At 48.6% G+C, this 20,144-nt stretch carries 12 protein-coding genes; 8 read left to right on the top strand and 4 right to left on the bottom strand.

Features of this window, described 5'->3' with window-relative positions:
• The first annotated feature begins 3 nt into the window (after positions 1–3).
• The 5 genes from Pelsub_RS06855 to Pelsub_RS06835 all read left to right on the top strand — a co-directional run bounded on the left by Pelsub_RS06855 (position 4) and on the right by Pelsub_RS06835 (position 6,825).
• Positions 4–966 carry a cell division protein FtsQ/DivIB gene (locus Pelsub_RS06855; RefSeq protein WP_116224465.1) on the top strand — a complete coding sequence of 321 codons (963 nt, stop codon included), beginning with the start codon at positions 4–6 and terminating at the stop codon, positions 964–966.
• Between the two features lie 5 nt (positions 967–971).
• Positions 972–2,201 (top strand): cell division protein FtsA, encoded by a 1,230-nt coding sequence (ftsA, locus tag Pelsub_RS06850; protein WP_232528624.1) that lies wholly within the window; start codon positions 972–974, stop codon positions 2,199–2,201.
• Positions 2,202–2,260: 59 nt separating this feature from the next.
• Entirely contained in the window at positions 2,261–3,403 is a 1,143-nt protein-coding gene (gene ftsZ / locus Pelsub_RS06845; protein WP_116224467.1) for a cell division protein FtsZ, read from the top strand.
• Between the two features lie 314 nt (positions 3,404–3,717).
• The gene (gene nrdR / locus Pelsub_RS06840; protein WP_116224468.1) at positions 3,718–4,176 is read left to right on the top strand and encodes a transcriptional regulator NrdR; all 459 of its coding nucleotides are present in this window, start codon (positions 3,718–3,720) and stop codon (positions 4,174–4,176) included.
• Between the two features lie 3 nt (positions 4,177–4,179).
• Positions 4,180–6,825 carry an adenosylcobalamin-dependent ribonucleoside-diphosphate reductase gene (locus tag Pelsub_RS06835; RefSeq protein ID WP_116224469.1) on the top strand — a complete coding sequence of 882 codons (2,646 nt, stop codon included), beginning with the start codon at positions 4,180–4,182 and terminating at the stop codon, positions 6,823–6,825.
• A 432-nt stretch (positions 6,826–7,257) separates the two neighbouring features.
• Here Pelsub_RS06835 and Pelsub_RS06830 read toward each other — a convergent pair whose 3' ends face one another.
• From Pelsub_RS06830 to Pelsub_RS06820, 3 genes are all read right to left on the bottom strand, one after another.
• Positions 7,258–10,320 (bottom strand): family 16 glycoside hydrolase, encoded by a 3,063-nt coding sequence (locus tag Pelsub_RS06830; RefSeq protein ID WP_116224470.1) that lies wholly within the window; start codon positions 10,318–10,320, stop codon positions 7,258–7,260.
• Positions 10,321–10,675: 355 nt separating this feature from the next.
• Positions 10,676–13,720, bottom strand: a complete 3,045-nt coding sequence (locus Pelsub_RS06825) for a LamG-like jellyroll fold domain-containing protein (RefSeq protein WP_116224471.1) — start codon at positions 13,718–13,720, stop codon at positions 10,676–10,678.
• Positions 13,721–14,125: 405 nt separating this feature from the next.
• Positions 14,126–15,454 (bottom strand): hypothetical protein, encoded by a 1,329-nt coding sequence (locus Pelsub_RS06820; protein WP_126440442.1) that lies wholly within the window; start codon positions 15,452–15,454, stop codon positions 14,126–14,128.
• A 561-nt stretch (positions 15,455–16,015) separates the two neighbouring features.
• On the opposite strand from Pelsub_RS06820, the gene Pelsub_RS06815 reads away from it, so the two are divergent.
• The 3 genes from Pelsub_RS06815 to Pelsub_RS06805 are packed head-to-tail and all read left to right on the top strand — an operon-like array spanning position 16,016 to position 18,167.
• Complete coding sequence (locus tag Pelsub_RS06815) at positions 16,016–16,651, top strand: deoxynucleoside kinase (protein WP_116224473.1); 636 nt, start codon at positions 16,016–16,018, stop codon at positions 16,649–16,651.
• A gap of 29 nt (positions 16,652–16,680) precedes the next feature.
• The gene (locus tag Pelsub_RS06810; RefSeq protein ID WP_116224474.1) at positions 16,681–17,259 is read left to right on the top strand and encodes a class I SAM-dependent methyltransferase; all 579 of its coding nucleotides are present in this window, start codon (positions 16,681–16,683) and stop codon (positions 17,257–17,259) included.
• Positions 17,259–18,167 (top strand): 4Fe-4S cluster-binding domain-containing protein, encoded by a 909-nt coding sequence (locus Pelsub_RS06805; RefSeq protein WP_116224475.1) that lies wholly within the window; start codon positions 17,259–17,261, stop codon positions 18,165–18,167. The genes Pelsub_RS06810 and Pelsub_RS06805 overlap by 1 nt, the downstream gene beginning before the upstream one ends.
• Positions 18,168–18,303: 136 nt before the next feature.
• On the opposite strand, the gene Pelsub_RS06800 is transcribed toward Pelsub_RS06805, so the two are convergent.
• Complete coding sequence (locus tag Pelsub_RS06800) at positions 18,304–19,845, bottom strand: zinc-ribbon domain-containing protein (RefSeq protein ID WP_116224476.1); 1,542 nt, start codon at positions 19,843–19,845, stop codon at positions 18,304–18,306.
• Positions 19,846–20,144: the final 299 nt, after the last annotated feature.

Here is a 20,144-nt window from a genome sequence, read left to right as displayed (position 1 = left end):
AGCATGAAAGAGCGCAGTTCGCGCAGGCATTCCGAACAGGTTCGCCGTAAATTGAACCAGGAGAGTCAAAGCTCCGTCAGGCAGGCAGCCAGACGGGCTATAGACCCGCCTGTTCTTCAAACGAGCGGCCGTAAAGGGTTGAAAGGGACGGAAGAGACTGTTTCAGCAGTCAAACGTCGTTTTAAACCCGGTTGGCGCCTGCTCAGTTTTGCTATGGTAGCTGCGCTCGCGTATTTCGTTTTGACCGCATTCCGTTCACCGGAATATCGTGTTTCGACCGTGGAGATCAGCGGCCTGCAGCGGCTTAGCCCAGAAGAGGTATTGGGTAGTCTCAACATCGTCGGCGATCACATTTTTGCTATTCAGCCTAAAGAGATTGTCGACAGCATCGCGGCCAGTTATCCGGAGCTGCGCGACATTCAGGTGACTGTTTCACTGCCCGCAAAAGTGACCATTACTGCGGTGGAACGCCAGCCGATGTTTACCTGGCAAATGAAGGATAGGTTGATGTGGGTCGATACGGAAGGCTATCTCATCCCGGCCCGCGGTGAGGCGGCGGAAATGTTGACCATCGATGCGGATGCGCTCCCGTTATACCAGGTGGATGAGGATCTGCGTGAACTTGGCAGCACCAAAATCATTCAGGATAAATCGATCAAGAAACCCGGCCAATCCGATCTGATGTTCTTCGCGCAAACCAAGCACATCGACAGCAACTTGCTGGTAGCCGTGCTGCAATTGAATGCCTGGATGCCGAACGAGAGCACCCTGCTCTACCAGAAACAGCGCGGTCTGGGTTGGGCGGACGCCCGTGGTTGGGATGTGTTTGTCGGCCAAAAGCTGGAAAGCATCAACGACAAAATGGTCATGTATGAAACCATTGTAAGGAATTTAGAGGAACAGGGCATCAATCCCAGCATGGTTAGTGTGGAGTTTTTGAACGCGCCTTATTATCGAGTGGATTAATAAATATGGAAGATCAAACGATTGTCGGAATTGATATCGGTACCACCAAGATCTGCACCCTGGTCGCACGTGTAGAGGAAGACGGCCAGCTGCGCATCATGGGCGTGGGCATCGAACCTTCGCGCGGCATGAAACGCGGTGTGATGGTGGATTTGGAGAACGCCACCATTGCCATCGCGCGGTCCGTCGAAAAAGCCCAGCGCTCTTCCGGGTACGAGATCCGTTCCGCCTGGGTGAGCCTGGCGGGTTCGCACGTTTCTTCCATCAACAGCCGCGGTACGGCCGGCGTCACCGGCGGTATTGTACGCCAGTCTGATGTCAACCGCGCGCTGGAAGCCGCCCAATCGGTGGCCATCCCGCATAACCGCGAGGTGATCCATGTCATCCAGCGCGGCTTCAACGTGGACGGCCAGGACGGCATCAGCCAGCCAGTGGGCATGCACGGCTACCGCCTGGATGTGGAAGCGCATATCATCACCGCCGCGGAAACCACCGTCGAGAACATCCGCAAGGCCACCGAAGCAGCCGGTGTACAGGTGCTGCAATTTGTGCTCAACCCGCTGGCATCCGGCGAGGTCATTCTGACCGAAACCGAGCGCCAATTAGGCGTGATGGTCTGTGATATCGGCGGCGGTACGACGGATCTGGCAATTTATATCAACGGCGATGTCTGGCACACCATGGTGTTGTCAGTCGGCGGCAGCTTAATCACCTCCGACATTGCGCATGGTCTGCGCTTATCGCTCACACAAGCGGAGGAAGTAAAGAAAAAATATGGTCATGCAATTCGGGATGAAGTTGGCAGCGAAGAACTGTTCAGTGTGCGTTCGTTCGGTTCAGATAACCCCATTCAAATGAACCGTAAGGACCTGGCGTTCATTATTGAAGCGCGCGCTGAAGAGATCTTCCGCTTTGTCCTGCAGGAAGTCAAACGCTCCGGTTACGATGGGCTGCTGCCCGCCGGAGTGGTGCTCACCGGCGGTTCCAGCCTGCTGCCGGGCATCCGCACTTTAGCTTCGGATGTTTTAGGGCTGCCGGTGCGCATCTCGCAGCCGGAAAACTTGCTGGGTCTGGTGGACCAGCTTTATTCACCCGCCTACTCTACCAGTGTAGGGCTGCTGTATTGGGCCTTACTGGTTGATGAGGCGCTAACGCCCAAGGTCGTGAAAACACCCCCCATACCCAACGACCTGTGGGATCGCATCAAGGACTTTGCCAACCGGCTGCTGCCGTAGGCAATAAACATAGAAATTTATTGGAACGATTATTGCAATAAGAGAGAACGGAGGAGAAAATGGATAACAATCAACAGAACCAATCAGAATCCTTTGCCCGCATCAAAGTTGTGGGTGTAGGAGGCGGCGGATGCAATGCGGTCAATCGTATGATCGCGGAAGGAATTCAAGGTATCGAATTCATCGCCGTTAACACCGACGGCCAGGCGTTGAACCTGTCCAACGCGCCCACACGGGTGCGCATTGGCGACAAGTCCACACGCGGCCTGGGAGCGGGCGGCAACCCGGAGATGGGCAAGCGCGCGGCGGAAGAATCGGCCGAAGAGCTATATGCCGTGCTCAAGGGCGCCGATATGGTCTTCGTTACCGCCGGTATGGGCGGTGGAACGGGCACCGGGGCGGCCCCCATTATTTCGCAGATTGCCAAAGAAATTAACGCTCTGACCATCGGCGTGGTCACACGGCCCTTCAACTTTGAAGGCTCGCGCCGCAGTCAATCCGCAGAAGCCGGCATCCAGAATTTGAAGAAACAGGCTGACACGCTCATCGTCATTCCCAACGACCGCCTGCTGCAAATTGTGGATAAACGGGCTCCATTAAGTGAATCCTTCAAAGTAGCCGATGATGTCCTGCGCCAGGGTATTCAAGGTATTTCCGAATTGATTACTGTACCCGGCCTGATCAACCTGGATTTTGCCGATGTGCGCACCATTATGTCCGAAGGCGGCGCAGCGTTAATGGCGGTTGGACGCGCTTCCGGCGAGGATCGCGCCCGCAAAGCTGCCGAAATGGCTATTGCCAGCCAACTGTTAGATATCACCATTGACGGCGCGCGCGGCATCCTGTTCAACGTAACCGGCGGCAACGACCTGCGTCTGTTCGAAGTCAACGAAGCCGCAGCCATTATTAAAGAAACAGCACACCCGGATGTCAACCTGATCTTCGGTGCGGTAATTAACCCGGATATGGGTGAAGAAATCCGCATCACAGTTATCGCGACCGGATTTGATTCCTCCAGCGCACATGCCCGTTCAACACGCACCCGTTTCACGCAGGCGCTGAACCAGTCCGGCAGTGAATCGAAAAATGTTAATAAAAATGAGGAGAATGCGACCACCCGCAATTTGGCGGATTTTGGAACGCAAATTTATAACACGGACGAGATTGAAGTTCCGGCCTTTTTGCGGAATCGAAATCAATAAAAAAGAATTTATAGCCCTCCAATTTTTCTCCTTAAACGCGGGGTATGGGTAACTCTGCCTGCCCATACCCCGCCACGCATTAATAATTAACTATCCATTGTATATAAATATTAAAGATTTGTATTATTTAAGATTCGAGTTTGGAAAACACTTGTATCCATCCCCCTGCTATGCTAAAATGATGCACACATAAAGGCATTCTAAAGTCACCACCCCCTATATATGGGGGTTTTCATTCCTGTTTCAAAGCCCCCTTCCACCGCCTAAAAGGGTTTGAATTGTACTATGTATTTAACAATTAAAAGGAGATTATCATGCAATGTCCGCAATGCCAAAGCGAAAACACCCGCGTAATAGATACTACTCATGATTCGCATGGCGGCATAAGAAGGCGTCGGGAATGCGAAGACTGCAATTACCGTTTTAGCACCTACGAGCGTGCTATCAGTTCTACACCAATGATAATCAAAAAAGATAATACACGTGAGGAATTTGACCGTGAGAAATTAATCCGCGGCATCCGCATCTCTTGTGCGAAACGGCCTGTCCCCGCGGCCGAGATTGACCGCCTAGCCGGCGAAGTCGAATCCAAATTGCAGCAGATGAATAAATTGGAAGTCCCCTCCAGTCTGATTGGCGACCTGGTGATCGAGGGGTTAAAAAGTATGGATCAAATTGCCTATATCCGTTATGCCATTGTATATTTACCACTCAACAATTTAAACGACATTCTAGACGAGATCAACCGTTTATTGGTCGTCAAAGGAGAATAAAGCATGCCCAACACCAAACCAAACACCAACAAAAAAACGCTACCCACACCACCCATGCCAAAAGGGCTGCCTCAAGCTGAATTGAGTGAAAACAGTTTCCAGGTTTTATCCCGACGATACATCCGTAAAGGCGATAACGGAGAATTAACCGAGACTGTTGAAGAAATGTTTTGGCGTGTGGCTTACCACATTGCCAAGGTCGAAAAAGCCTGGGGTGTAGACGTAAAGAAACGCGCGGTTGAGTTCTATCATCTACTGGTCACCCGTCATTTCTTCCCCAATTCCCCTACTTTTACCGGAGCAGGCACACCCCTCGGACAACTGGCAGCTTGCTTTGTGCTGCCTGTATCAGACGATATGGGCCGCCGCTCCGATGGCATCTTCCAGACCCTGCGCGACGCGGCGCTGATCCAACAGACCGGCGGCGGCAACGGCTTTGCTTTCTCCAGCCTGCGCCCCAGCGGCTCATTGGTTAAATCTTCCGCAGGCCAGGCTACCGGCCCGATTGGGTTCCTGCGCGTTTATGACCATGCCTTCGGTGAAATTGCCCAGGGCGGCACCCGCCGCGGCGCCAATATGGCCGTGCTGCGCGTGGATCATCCGGACGTGGAAGAATTCATTACCTGCAAGACCAACGAAAACCAGATCACCAACTTCAATATTTCCGTCGGCATCACCGACGCTTTCATGCACGCGGTGGAAGAAAATGAGGACTGGCCGCTGCGCTTCCCGGACGTGCATCACCCGGCTTATCGCGAGTTTGACGGAACGCTGGAGGACGCTGAAGCAGCCGGTATTCCTATTGTGACCTACAAGACAGTCAATGCGCGCGAACTGTTCAACCGCATCGTCAGCCAGGCACATCACAACGGCGAACCCGGCCTGCTCTTCCTGGATGCAGCCAACCGCGGTAATCCGTTGCCGCACTTATACAGACTCCAATCCACGAACCCCTGCGGTGAACAGTGGTTGGGACCTTATGAGAATTGCTGCCTGGGTTCCGTTAACCTCTCCTTATATGGCTTGCCGGAGGGCAAGGTCAACTGGGATGCGATAGAAAAGGATGTTCACCTGGCTACGCGCTTCCTGGACGACGTGGTGGACGCCAACCAGTATGTCCCGGCCGTACCGCAATTGAAGGCCAGCGCCATGCGCGCCCGCCGCTTAGGGTTGGGTATCATGGGCCTGGCGGATCTAATGTTCCATGTCGGCATTCGCTATGGGTCGCCCGAAGGGCAGGAATTCGCCTCCCAGATGATCGAATTTATACGCTACCATTCCATGCAGGAAAGTATTGCCCTGGCAGAAGAACGCGGCGCTTTCCAATCCATCCAGGGCAGCCTGTATGACCCGCAGAATCTGCGCTGGCAGCCGCCCACCCCCTTATTCGAGTACACGCGCGATTTCGGTCGTCCTGCCTTGGACTGGCAGCAGATTGTGGATGGTATCCACAAACACGGCATTCGCAACGCCGCTCAAACCACCATCGCCCCCACCGGCACCATCGGTACGGTGGCCGGCTGCGAAGGGTACGGTTGCGAACCGGTCTTTGCGCTGGCCTACGTGCGCCACGTGAACGACAATGGTGTTGACCTGCCGCTGACTTACGCCTCACCATCTTTCGAGAAGGCACTGATTGACAGCGGATTGGACGAAGACACCCGCCAAAAGGTCGTTGAACAAGTCATGCGCGAGGGCACTTGCCAGAACATCTCTGAAATCCCTGAGGATGTACGCAGGATATTCGTGGTTTCCTCTGATATTCAAGCCGAAGAGCACGTGCGCATGCAAGCCGCGCTGCAGGCTTTTGTGGATAACAGTATCTCCAAGACCATCAACTTTGAAAGCGACGCACGTGAAGAAGACGTAGCCACGGCTTATTTACAGGCCTGGAAGCTCAACTGTAAAGGCATTACCGTTTACGTGGCCGGTTCGCGTGAACAGGAAGTACTTCAGAAATCGGTCAGTGAACAGCCGACCCGCGCGGAAGAAATCCGTGAGATGGTACAGCCTGGCGGGCCGGAAGCCATACCGGTTTGGATCAAGGAAAGCGACGCCATCCAACCCATGCTGTGGCAGCAAACCAAGAAACCACGCCCTCGTTACCTGCCGGGATACACATTCGGCGTGGAAACACCGGTCGGCAAGACCTTTGTGACCATCAACGAAAACGGCGACTCACAGCCGTTTGAGGTGTTCATCAACACCGCCAAGGCCGGATCGGATGTAGCCGCCGATTCAGAAGCTATTGGGCGCTTAATTTCATACATCCTGCGCTTGTCCTCGCCGGTCGAACCCTCCCAGCGTATCCAGGAAGTCTGGCGACAGATTACCGGTTTAGGCGGCGGACGCCCGCTGGGCTTTGGCCCCAACCGCGTGCGTTCCCTGCCGGACGGCGTGGCCCAGGTACTGGCCGAGTACATTGAAGGCCGCGGCACGCGCGACGGCGAGGATGGCACTCCCAGTGTGCGTGAGCTGCTTCAGAGCGAAGAGAATGATCCCATCGGTGAACCGCTGCCGTTGGACGGCATTAAACATGATCAGCATGCTATGCGCATCGGCGATCTATGTCCCGAGTGCGGCCAGGCGGCCCTGATCAACGAAGAAGGCTGCCGCAAATGTTATGGCTGCGGCTATAGCGAATGTTAGTTAGGTAAACGCAGGGCGGGACTGATCAAGTCCCGCCTTATTTTTTTTTTACCACAGATGAACACAGTTTAACATTGGTTATTTCCATCTGTGTGTATCCGTGTCCATCTGTGGTTTAAATACCGGGCGAAAAAAAGAGGATGCGATACTCTCCTCCAAAATCTTTCTAGAGTGACTTCCGGCTGAGATCTCTCGTCAATACGTTCCTCAAGATGACACGGGAGGGGGATCTCTACTTAGAATGTTCCTCGCCAACCCTTTTATCTTTGACAAGCCCCGCCAACATTTAATGAAAAAAGGCGGAGCCTCCCTGCTCCGCCATCCCCTTTTCTCCCTCCCCTTTTCGTATAAACTTTTTGTGTGTATTTACACAACCGAAAGGGGGAGGGTTGGGGTAGGGGTTTTCTATAAAACATTCTTTTATAGTTAAACTTACTCCGTATAACCCTCCAGCGAATCTTCATCCGCGTCCTCCCAGGCTTCCTGGTTCCACCGTTGCTGCTGAGCGCTAACCGTCTGTCCGCTATTCAGCGAGGCGGCTGAAAGCGACTCAGCCTCAATAATATCCAGCGTGACCGAATCCACATAAAAACGGCTGCTCATGGTGCCCGGGCGGTACATCTCAAAACCCACGTAACCGGAGGAATATTTGTTATCGGTGAAGGTATTTACAAGCGTATCGTTGATATAGAACTGGAACGTGCTCCCCTCCACCTTCACCTTCAAATCATTCCAATCATCTTTATTGATCGTATCGGTGGTTGTCCAGGGCTGGATAGCTCTGCTGCTGCCGCTCGAGCCCATGCGCCAGATGCTGTAGGTGCCCGCGTTTGTATAGCCAAAGATATATCCGGTGTACCAGATTAATTCCGAGGTCTTATCAGTGCCCATGCGGACTGCCAGGTAACTGGCCGGGAAGGAGCTGCTAACAGTACCCGCAGCACGTTTGACCCGAGCCGTAATAGTGAAATCGCTGTATTTATAGGTGTACTTCGCGCTGGACATACGGTTGGCCTGACCGTCTGTATAGTAATACCCGTAAGCATTCTTCCAATTGGCACCCTTAAAACGACTCCAGCCGGTTTTATTATTTTCAAAATCCGAATCGATTGCATTGGCCACCGTAAAACTCTCGTAAGCTCCAAACGAGGACCAATTCTCATCCAGATAAGCGCGCACACGCCATTTATATGAACCACTGCTGAATGCCACCTCGCTGGCCAGGCTGCAAATGCCATCCGAACAGGTGAAATCGGATGTATAGGTATTGAGTACTTTTTTATTCTTAGCGTTGTACACCACGATGTTGTACTGATCCGCATTCAGAATTTCTGACCAGGTAAAATCGGGTGTGCTGGTATAAATTAAACTGTTCGGCGTTTTTGCGGTGGGTACCAATTTTTCCACTCCAAAGTATTGGTAATCGCTGAAATCACTCCAATCCGTACCGTCATAAGCCTGGACACGCCATTTATATTTCAGATAAGAAAGGGATTTGGAGGGTGTTACACTGCAAATCCCTTCGCTGCATACCTCATCGCCATACTCTAGCCGGTAGGCCCGAATAATCCCGCCAAAATTATAGTAATACACATACAAGTAATAGGAACTGGCTCCATCCACCTCATTCCAGCTGAAGGTTGGTTTGCGGGTATATATCGTGGTGCTGGGATCGATCAAGGTAGGGATGCCGGAAGTGCCCTGAGCGGAAAGGTTCGTTTCTTCTGTGGGAGTCTCTGTTGCATCAAGCGTTTCTTCCACGGCCTCTGTGCTTTCCTCGTCTGTAGCGGTTGCTTCAATGTCACTTTCCTCAGTTTCAGTAACTTGTGCAGTCGCCGCGGCGGTAGCCTCCGCGCTCAAATCTTCTGTTTCAGAATAACCAAGAATGGAACCGATTTCTTCATCACTCTGGGCACTCTGATTGAGTACTTGTTGCTCAGCATCGACTGCCTCGGATGATGAAACACTTCCCGCGCTGGTACCGTCCAGTACTGTAATGGCAGCCGAATCAATATAGAAACGCTCCTGCCCTGAACCCGGATTATACATTTCAAAGCCAGCGTATCCTTTGCTGTATTTTGAATCCGTGAAACTGTTTACCAGGGTGTCATTAATATAGAAAGAAAAATCTTCTCCTTCCGCCACAACCCGCAGGTCATTCCAGCCGTCCGGGTTCACCGCGTCCGTATCCGTCCATGGTTGGATGGTGGTTACAGTACCGTTTGAATCCATGCGTAAAATGCTGTAGTTGCCGGCGTTGGTATACCCGAAAACATAACCCGTGTACCATAAGTATTGCGAGGTACGGTGTGTACTCATGCGCACGCAGATATAATTCGCCGGGAAAGAACTGTCGTTTGATCCGCCTCCACGCATGACACGTCCCTGCACTTCAACATCCGTATAGATGTAAGTGCTTTTAAGGTTGGTCATTTTTTTCGATTTTCCATCTGTGTAGTAGCTCCCGTTAGCAAGGAACCATTTTCCCCCTGAAAGCAGACTCCAATAATTGGCATTATCCTCAAAATTGGAATCAATATCTCCGGCTACGATAAAGCTTTTCTTATCGCTGTAGCTGCGCCATTTGCTGCCGAAAAAGGCTCGTACACGCCATTTATAACTACCCATGTCCAACGCCGTGCTGGAAGTAACGCTGCACAGCCCATCTTCACAGGTGAAATCGGATGTGTATTGTTCGTGAATGACTTTTCCCTTGGAGTTGTACACCAAAATTTCATACTGAGTTGAGCCTTCAATCTCAACCCAGGAGAAAGTTGGGGTATCCGCGTAGATAGTAGAACTGGGTGTTTTGGCGGTTGTCGTGGTTCCCGCCGTGGTGAAATACGAATATTCGCTGAAATCGCGCCATTCCTCATCCACATCCGCGCGCACCTTCCACTGATAATCCCGATATCCCAGCGATGTAGTGGGTGTCACCGAACACACCGAATTGCCACAAACCGAACTTTTATAAGTTTTTCGATAGATTTTTACAACACCGCCCAATTCAACTTTGTAAACGTATAAATGGTAATAGGTTGCGCCTTCCACCTTGGTCCATTCGAAAGTCGGTTTGGTGGTATAGACAATGCCGCTGGGTCTGATTGGTGTTGGAACAAAGGAACCCTGCGCGCCCACAACGTCCTCGGTGGGTGTTAAAGTAGGCGTCAATGTTTCTTCCAGCAGCTCACTATCCGTTGCTGCCGTGGTGGCAGTCTCTTTCTGAGTCTGAGTGGGAGTTAATGTTGCGGCGGGAACTTCCGTGGGGATTTCTTCAGTCGGAATGACTGTAGGGACATCCGTAGGCTCTTCTGTTACCTCCGCATCAGGTTCCTCGGTTTCACCTTCAGCAGCCTGGATTTCTTCGGTAGGCGCTTCATCCGGTTGCGAATCATCCGCAAATGCAATTCCCGGAGTACCAACTAATGAAAGCAGCATCATAACTGCCACAGTCACAGACAAAACTTTTTTCACAAACAAAATCTCTTTTGTCATCTAATAAATCCTTTTAATTCAACAGATTAGGGAAATTTCATTGTAAAGGGGGTTCACCAGCTTCGACGGAAATATCTCTATGTAGTAGTAATTTTCGCCATAGATATTAGTGCATCCAACGAAATAAGTGCGGCGGGATGAAATAATCGCCGAACCGTACAAATACTCATCCATCTTCATCAGAACTGGCTTTTTTATGAGATTAATTCCAGAGTATATTTTTGTCAATGAAATTGCTATGACAGTTTATTAATGGACTCCATCCAAAATAGATAACCTCATCCTATAGAACTATTAAAAGAGGCAGTTCGAATGAACTGCCTCTTTTCTCTCAATCCAGTTTTATTATCTGGTTTTACTCTAGCGGAGTGCCCTCAATCGAGCCTTCAATACCGCTGTTTATGGCAGCTTCGTTCAAAGCCTGTTGTTCAGCAGAGACAGTTGCCTGGCTGCTGGTGGTAGATTGTACTGAAAGCGAGGTGCTTTCAATTAAAGTCAATTGGGCTTCATCCACGTAGAATTTTCCCAGGTATGCCGAGGCAGGCCGGTAGAATTCAAAGCCGACATAGCCTTTGCTGTCATTATCATCTTCAACCGTCGTCAGCAATTCACCATTAATATAGAACTCGAAGCTGCTGCCTTCGGCTGTCACGGTCAACTGATTCCAGTCTCCCTTATTAATCGCATCGGTTTCTGTCCAAGGCTGCAGGGCTGTTACCTTACCATTGCCCTTCACACGCCAGATACTGTAATAACCGGCATTGGTATATCCGAACAAATAACCTGAATACCACTGTAAGTCTTTGGTATGGCTGTTGCCCATGCGTACAGCAATATAGTTCGCAGGATAGGAGCTGTAAGTCTGGCTGGTATGTTCACGTTTTACAACCGCTGTAAAGGTAAAGTCGCTGTAAACATAGGCATACTTAGCCGTGTTCATAACCTTGGGTGATCCGGTGCTGTAGTAATAACCATTGGAGCGGTACCACTTTCCACCCCATAAGCGGCTCCAACCTTTGCTATTGCTGGTGAAGTCGGAATCAAACTCGGAAGCAACTGTAAAGTCGCGGTATGCGCTAAAAATGCCCCACCTGCTGTTATATAACGCTCTCACACGCCAGCGATATTTTCCGTTGTCCAACGATTCCGGAGTAATCCAATTGGGTTCTTCCATACCGATGAAATCTTCCAATTCCACGCTGCAAATTTGATCTGCATCACAGGTTACTTCACCTGCCAATGGCCACCAGCTGATAACCTTCTTACCGCTGGAGTCATATGCCACGATATTATATTGTTCCGCATCAACGATCTCCGTCCAGGTAAATGTAGGTTGGTTATCATATCCGGTGCTATAGGGTTTCTTGGCAGTCGGCATGGTTGTCCCAACTGTAAAGTATTGATTGTCACTGTAGTCGCTATAATCCGTTCCGTCGTAAGATTTAACTTTCCAGACGTAATCATTTTGGCTGAGTGTGGATGCAGAGGTATAAGCACACTCGCCATCTGAACAATATGTTTCAGCGAGCAATGTCTTACCATAGACTTTATCAATACCGCCGGTAGTGATTTTTGCCAGATATAAATAATACTTCTCATCACCGGTGTCGTCCCATTTGAAGGTCGGTTTGTTGGTATAAATCGTTGTGTTGGAAGGCTCAATCGGGTTTGGGGTGGTGGCTTGAGAATGTACGGTACCACCGTCGTACCCTTCAACCGATCCGGTGCTGCTGCTTTGCGCCGCCAGGTTTGCCGCCGCTTGCTCCGAACTGATAGAAGCGCCAGATACGGAAGTGGAGGATATATTATTCACCGTTACAGAATCAATGTAAAACGGCAAAATGGTTGAATCCGGCCGGAACATCTCAAAACCGACATAACCTTTTGAATAAGTACCATCTGTAAAACTGGCTACTTCATCGCCATTTATGGAGAAGGTAAAATCTTTTCCCTCAGCGGTAACATTGAGCTCGTTCCAACCATCATCATTAAAAGTACCGGTGATTTCGGTCCATGGCTGGATGGTCTCAACCCTGCTTGCGGTGTCAACCCGCCAGACTGCGTAGGTACCGGCAGTGGTGTAACCAAAGATATAGCCGGTATACCACATGTTTGTGCTTGAGCTCTTGGATTTACCCATGCGCACACCAATATAGCTGGCCGGATAGGAACCATCTACTGAACCGGCAGCGCGTTTAACAATTGCGGTTAAATTTACGTCGTCAAAGATGTACTTGCTGCGCAGGTTGGTCATTCTTTTGGAAACGCCGTTTGTATAATAGACGGTGTTGCCATCTTCCGTTCCCATCAGCCAGGTACCGCCGGCTAATTTGGTGAAATCGGGAGCGTAGGAATCGAAATTCTCATTGATATCTGAGGCAACTGAAAACGTCTTGTAGCCGCTGTAGCTGCGCCATTTACCGCTGTAAAAAGCGCGAACTCTCCACTTATAAGAACCATTGTCAAACAGTTCCGCGTCTGTGTAACTGCAAATATATTCTCCGTCTTCGTCTGTCTCGCAGGTTGCGTCTCCAGATTCCAAAATATTCGTACCGCCGTTAATGGCAACCTTATGGCCATTCGAATCATAAACCTGTAAATAATACTGCTCAGTATCATCCGCTACACCAGTCCAGGTAAAGGTAGGCGTATTTGTGTAGATTGTGCCGTTGGGTTCGTATGCTGTAGGTGTTGTAGATGAAACTACAAACTCCATGCTTGGCGCCGATTCCAGGTCAGTACAAATGTAACCATACTTATCGCCATAGCACGCACGCATTTTCCAATAGTAACTCCCAAATGCTAAAGAAGTAGGAGATTTAACTTTACATGTACCCGCATCGTCATCGCACACCTTGCTGGCCATATACAACTTATCGAACATCTTGATATCGCCATTTAAGGATTTCTGGTACACAAAGAGCTGGTATTTATAAGCATCCTCTTCGTAATTCCAATAAAAGTAGGGTGTGCGTGTATAAACCGTTCCTTCCGGGCCGGTCAGAGTAACATCCTGCGCGCTGATTACTTCCTCTGTAGGCGTAACAGTGGGAGTTAGCGTCAGGTCAACTGTCGGTGTTTCTTCAGTTGCTATTTCAGTGGGAATTTCAGTTGGCTCTGCTGTCGGTTCTTCAGTAGGTTCATCTCCTGTTACCTCGGTAGGCACAGTTGTCGGGACATCTGTTGGATCGGCAACCGGCTCCTCTGTCGGTACTTCGGTGGGAATCTCAGTCGGAACCGCAGTTGGTTCTTCAGTCACTTCAGCTTGTTCCGCAGTTACATCTCCATCCGCGGGGACATCATCTGCGAAAATTATTCCCGTATTAAACAGTGTGCTTGCGAGCATGATAAATGCCACCATGCATTGCAAACCATTTTTTCTAATTCTTTTGTTTTTCATTTTTTCCTTTCATTTATGCACAAAAATCTAAGGACCTCAAAGCTCATCCAGGATTAATTGAAATTTCCTAACAATAAAATTCTGCATTACTCTCTAGTCCACACGTATATTAATCTAGGTACGCTAAAAAGTGGAAAATTTGGTATTGGATAATATCTTCACCTTCACTCAATGGTGAGGAACCGGCAAAATTCTTAAGGAAACGCAATCTATTATCAGTGTTCAAAATGTCCTATTTCTGAAATGATTTTGCTCGGCTTAGTAATCTTACAAATACCTATTTGGGGCAGAATCGTTCCACAGGATAATTCCGCAATCCTTTTTTGTCAATGACTCTTTATAACAAATTGTTAATCTTCTATAAAGGATGTTTTTAGAATTGATGTCCCATCATCAACTATTTTTTCACTCTACACTATAGTTCACCACTTTATCGAAGTAATCAATCGCGCTGTTGCAATCCCCCACCAGATGCGAAGCAATATTTTCCCAAGCCAGAGTATCGCTATCCTCATCCCACGCATTTAAAACCGCATCTGACATGCAGCCAAAACCCGCATGATAGACACCCAGGGAAATGCGCCAAAGAGTTTCGTAATCAGCCACATCGGCAGGCGCTTCGTCAGTATAGTAAGACACAATATAATTCGCTTGAACGCAGCTCGCGTAAATCGCCGCTGCTATCACAGCATATTCGTCAACCGTACCAATGTCCTTCATAATGTAACCAATCAATACTGCTTGCCGTTCATCGGGAATATTCAGATATCCCCTCCTGCAATAATCGGCGCCATAAATCAAACTACATTCATAGAAGAAATACGCTTCGTTCCATTGAAGCAGCATATCTACACCACGTTCCGTCAACATACCCAATCCATATTCTTTAGGCAATTCCCACTTCGCATAAAACTGCGACTCCTGGCCAATGACGCCTTTAAGCAATCGGGCAGGAACAAGCGCATTTAAACTTGCTTCCTGGATGTCCTGGTTGTGTAAATTCTGCCATTCGATTACCTCTTCACGGGCGGCTTCCATACCGCAGGTATTAGCGGCGCCATTCCCCAAAAGCCCGTTATCTCCGCACTCAGTTGGTGTGACAATCCCCTCCCATATCAATTTTCCAGCCAGGAGTGTGTAATCTATTTCGGTATCCAGCTCATCCGGATCTTCGATTCTTTTAGCCCAACCATCTTCAAATACTTCCAGGGGGGGAAAGATATTCCAAATCAATGCGCCACTGGGGATATCCGACTCCCATTGGTCGCCCAACAATTCCAAAATAAATTGGCTTCCGTTTTTGATATAGCGCATACGGAAATCATCCTGCCCATAAATGGACCTGGTGGTTGCAGATTCAACCCAATACCTCACATTCACGCCATCATTATCTGTAAGGGATACTTCAATCTCAGCCGGACTGGAAGGAGACTCATAATGCCTATCCCCCACCTGAATGTGCATAACATAATCGCTGCTGTCACTTCCCTGGTATTCCAGCGTGAACCGTAATTCAGGAGTCTCATCGCAATAGCCCCAAGCCTTACAATTTAATACCTGGACGCTCATGCTGACCGGTTGGCTTGCATTAGTGACAGACTTGTTCGCGATTGTTGCCAGGCCGTTCAGTTGGTTTTCATCGAAAATCAAACCATTCCCGGATGTAAAAATACTTGGTAAGCAGAAGAGACATACCAACCAGGATGCCATGGAAGAACGCTGCCATTTTTTCATGAAAGCCAAGATGATGAATTTACATTAATTCGCTAATTTTATCCCGGTTGTACGTTGCTTTTCCGGCCCAGTACTCTTGAGTACCTGAGTCCTTTTTATATTGATTTGGTCCATGCCAGCCTCATTATTAAAAAAAAGCAGACCTAATTTTAGTCTGCCTGCAAAAAATCCTCATCGGTTATTCGGGGTTGGATGAAAAAGATAATAATTCCGAAATCCACGATATCCTTTATAAACAGGATTGACTCGGACACCCCAATCCTTTTCATTATACCCAATATAAATACCAATCCCTTTCCTTATGGAAAATTCAAGATTATTTTCAGCCTTCTTCTGAGGAACGAGCTTATCAAGGCACTGGACTTCCAGAATAAGGCCAAAATCTGAGCTTATATCGAGAGGTTTCATTTGTCAATTAATACCAAATGACAGTTTTGCATATAAGTTGGTTCACTAATTATAAAAATATTTTGGTGATTGGTCCGGTTGGCATTTCAGTCATCGGTACCGCTCTTTCCGGCTGGCATATAATAAAAAGTAATCAACATGTGAGGAGAGTATATGGCAAAACATCTTATGCTGGTAGCCGGAAATATTGGGTCAGGTAAAACATCGCTCACAGATCGCATCGGCCAGCGATTAGGTTGGCATACGGCTTATGAATCAGTTGTAGATAATCCATATCTACCGGCTTTTTATCAGGATATGAAAGCCTGGTCGTTTCATCTTCAAGTCTATTTTCTGGGGCATCGCGCCCAGCAGCACATGCAAATGGCCGCCGATGCGCGCTCTGCAATCATCGACCGCAGTATTTATGAAGATGCTTATATTTTCTGCAGAGCCCTGCATCACATGGGCAACCTGAGCGAATTGGATTTTCAAACGTACATGAATGTCTTTGACCTGTTGATACCTACCCTGCCTAAACCTTCCATGTTGATATACCTGCACTGTCCCGTGGATGTACTGATGAAACGTATTCATAAACGCGGGCGCGATATCGAATCCGGCATTAGCGCGGATTATCTTTCTCTCCTGGAATCGTTCTACGATGATTGGATACAAAGCTTTGACTTGTGCCCCGTCCTGACAATCCGTACAGATGATCTGGATTTTGTACATAAATCCGAACATCTGGATATCGTTATTCAGCGCATTAACAACAAGCTTTCCGGAAAAGAAGAAGTCATCTTTTAATAATGAAAAATAATTATTAAGAAGGGAAAATGAAGCCAGAAAGAAGGCTGAAACGATTTAATAAATTAGCCGCATCGCCAAAATACAAATCGCAGGAAGTTCTGGCAATCATGAACCTGCGGCCGGGCATGATCGTTGCGGATGTGGGTTCCGGGGGAGGGTTTTATACTCAGGCCTTCGCAAAAGCCGTTGCACCGGATGGATGGGTTGTGGCTGTTGATACCGATCCGCGAAATTTGGAATATATAAAAGACAGCGTAAAGGCAATGGGGATCGACAATGTAAAAACATTTGTTACACCAAGTGATCACCTGGAATTACCTGCACAACAATACGATTGGATCTTTATGCGTGACATGTACCATCATATCGCGGATCCTTCGACCTATTTCCAGTTTATTGCCAGATTCCTAAAACCACGCGGATTGGTTGTGTTAATAGACTATACAAAGCCCAGAGGTTTCGCAATGAGCTTTTCCAGCTTGCACCAGCATTACAGCGATCCGGCTAAGATCCGTTATGTAATGCAGCAAGAGGGGTTGGATTTATTCCGGTCCTTCAAATTCCTTCCCAAGCAATCCTTCCAAATTTTCGGTTTAAAACATTAATGGGTAACCGCACTCCTGCTTACATGGAAGCTGCTCGCAGCGGAGAGCTCGCTCGAAGAGCCAGGTGGGCTAACAGCCAACTACAGGATTGTACGCTTTGTCCCTGGCAATGCCATGTCAACCGTTCAGCAGGCAAAGTCGGCCAATGCCGCAGCGGTGCACAGGCCCGTGTGTATGCCTTTATGGCTCATCACGGAGAGGAAAATCCACTACGCGGCAGCAAAGGATCCGGAACAATCTTTTTCGCGGGCTGTAATATGCACTGCCAATTTTGTCAAAACGCGGATATCAGTCAGGACAACCGCGGCATACTGGTGGACGATCAGCAGCTGGCGCAAATGATGTTGGACTTACAAGCGCAGGGTTGCCATAACATCAACCTGGTCTCTCCCACGCATGTTCTTCCACAAATTCTTAGCGCTCTGGTGCCGGCTGCCAGAGAAGGGCTAACGCTCCCATTGGTTTATAACACCGGTGGGTATGATTCACTGGAATCATTGCAAATACTGGATGGAATTGTGGATATTTATCTGCCCGATATGAAATATACCGATGCCGCCATCGCGCAGAAATACTCCGGTATTCCGGATTACCCCCGGTTAAACCAAAGCGCGGTCAAGGAGATGCATCGCCAAGTAGGTGATCTACAGTTGGACGAAAAAGGATTGGCCGTACGCGGCTTGTTGGTACGGCACTTACTGCTGCCGGATGACCTGGCTGGAACGCGGGAGCTCATGCAATTTCTTGCCGCGGAGATTTCAACCAACACGTACGTCAATATTATGGACCAGTATAAACCGGATTATCACGCCCGCGATTTTCCGGAGCTCTTCCGCCTGGTCACGCGCGCGGAAGTCCGCCGGGCAAAAGATTGGGCAAGGGAAGCCGGCTTGACACGTCTGGAATGAAATTCACCTTCAAAAAAAAGCAAGTCCGCCCAAAGCAATAAAAATTCCGCTCACAGTAAAATCATTCATTGAAAGCTACATTAAAAAATCCGCCGGAATACCGGCGGATTTTTACAAATTTTTTCCGATTTAGAGATTAATCGCAGACATCCGAACAGCTCTCATCATCATCCAGCTTTTTGCAACCGCATGAGCAGCAGGTATACCCGGATTTACAGCAAGAGTCGCTGTATGAACAATAATGCTGGTTGTAATTACATCGGCTCATCTCCGGGATGGAGAATTTCACATTGGAAACCGAACAGGCGTCGCTGCCCGATCCATAATAGAAATTCATGGTGGCATAGCCGGATTTATAAACCGCCCAACCTTCGCAGTTCATGATGGTATCGTATTTGTCATCAATCTTGCAGCTCATTGTCGACCAGTGGTCGCCCTTGGCGTCATCCAGGAAAACTTCCAATGTGTTGACATCCCAACCCATGCTATTGCGGATTTCCAGGGTTAATACGCCTTTGACCAATTGGAAATCCCAGACTTCCAAATTGCCACTGCCGGGGCAGTTTCCTGACTGCACGACAACATCACCGCTTTCAAGGCTGCCTAAATCCAGACAGCACAAATCCATGCACACATAAACAGAATCCACAGTGGTGGTGTTGAATGTCCCGTCCTCGGAAATCAGGCAGGAAATTTGGTCCTTATCGTAAATACAACCGTTGTTATCTCGCTTCAAATCCACAGAAGAGAAAGTAGCGCCGTCAGATGTTTTAACAATCACTTCAGGTTGGCCTGCTCCGGATGAAAGGTTTCCAAATGCACCGGTGGGTTCAATGGTCAACCAACAGGTCCCATTTTCGTCATAGCATTTAATATTGGAATCGACGTTCAAACCGGTTACCCAATTACAGGAAAGAGGTACATTACTTTCATTTGGGCACAGGCAAACAGATAAAGCGCAGGCCTCGTCCCAACACTGATCCACGCCGCCCGCAGCTTTGCACTGCGTTTTGAAAGCCAGGTAGCCGGCGTCATCACCGGTTTGATTGTTATAGTAGAGATCTGAACAAGCGGACACGAACTCGGTTTGAGTATCTTCCGTGGATGTGTTTAAGAAAGTGCAGCGGCTTTTATCCTCCAGCCAGGAACCCCCTTCATACTTGCACCATTCCAATTCTTGAGACTGCCATTTTTCGGCACTGCAATCGCAATAAGCTTCATCGCCGTAGTCCATCCAGGTACCGCCGCAAGTTCCACATTGGTCTTCTTCCATCCAAGAGCATGTGCTCCAATCACAGCCTTCCCCCTGCGCTGCAGCGCCGGTGGATTCCGGTGATATGACTGCTTCGCTATCAGCCGGGGCTTTTGCCGCCAGCACGGGTTCTGAAGCATTCCCTTCGGGGTTTGCGCTGGCGGTATTATCTATCACCGCGGTAGTCTTTTTCGTAAACCCTTTCTCGTCAACAGCGGGAAGGTTGATCAAAACAATCACCAGGGTTGCAATTAACGAGAGACCTGCCAAACTTAGTAAAGCCCAAACCCAGGGTTGATTTTTTCGTTCCCGCTGCTCAATCACCGGTTCTTTACCTTTTGATTCCGGGTTTGTTAAATCCCGACCGCATTTTTTGCATACTGTTGCTGTCTTTTGATTTTGGGTTCCGCAATTCCAACATTTCATAGGTTTCTCCTTATTGCCTTAACCAATACTGTGATTACGCGATACTATATTTAATGGAAATTTCTTTTCATCAATTGCATAGAACAGGAAAATTTGTCATCGCCGGCTCATCAGACAGAATATGAAATTCGTGCTGCTGATAGAAAAAATATCGCATGGTGTTCATAAATTATAAGCAAAATAGACTTACAAGTATAAAACAAAGTGTTAATATATCTTAACAAGAATGGTGATGTTTTTCAATCAAAACATGTGCAGCCCTTTATCGATCACAATGTACAATCACATGGCGAAGGTGC

Origin of the sequence: Pelolinea submarina (assembly GCF_003966975.1) — a bacterium.
GTDB lineage: Bacteria > Chloroflexota > Anaerolineae > Anaerolineales > Anaerolineaceae > Pelolinea > Pelolinea submarina.
Note: the sequence above shows the minus strand (reverse complement) of the source record. Positions and strands in the feature narration are given on the sequence as shown.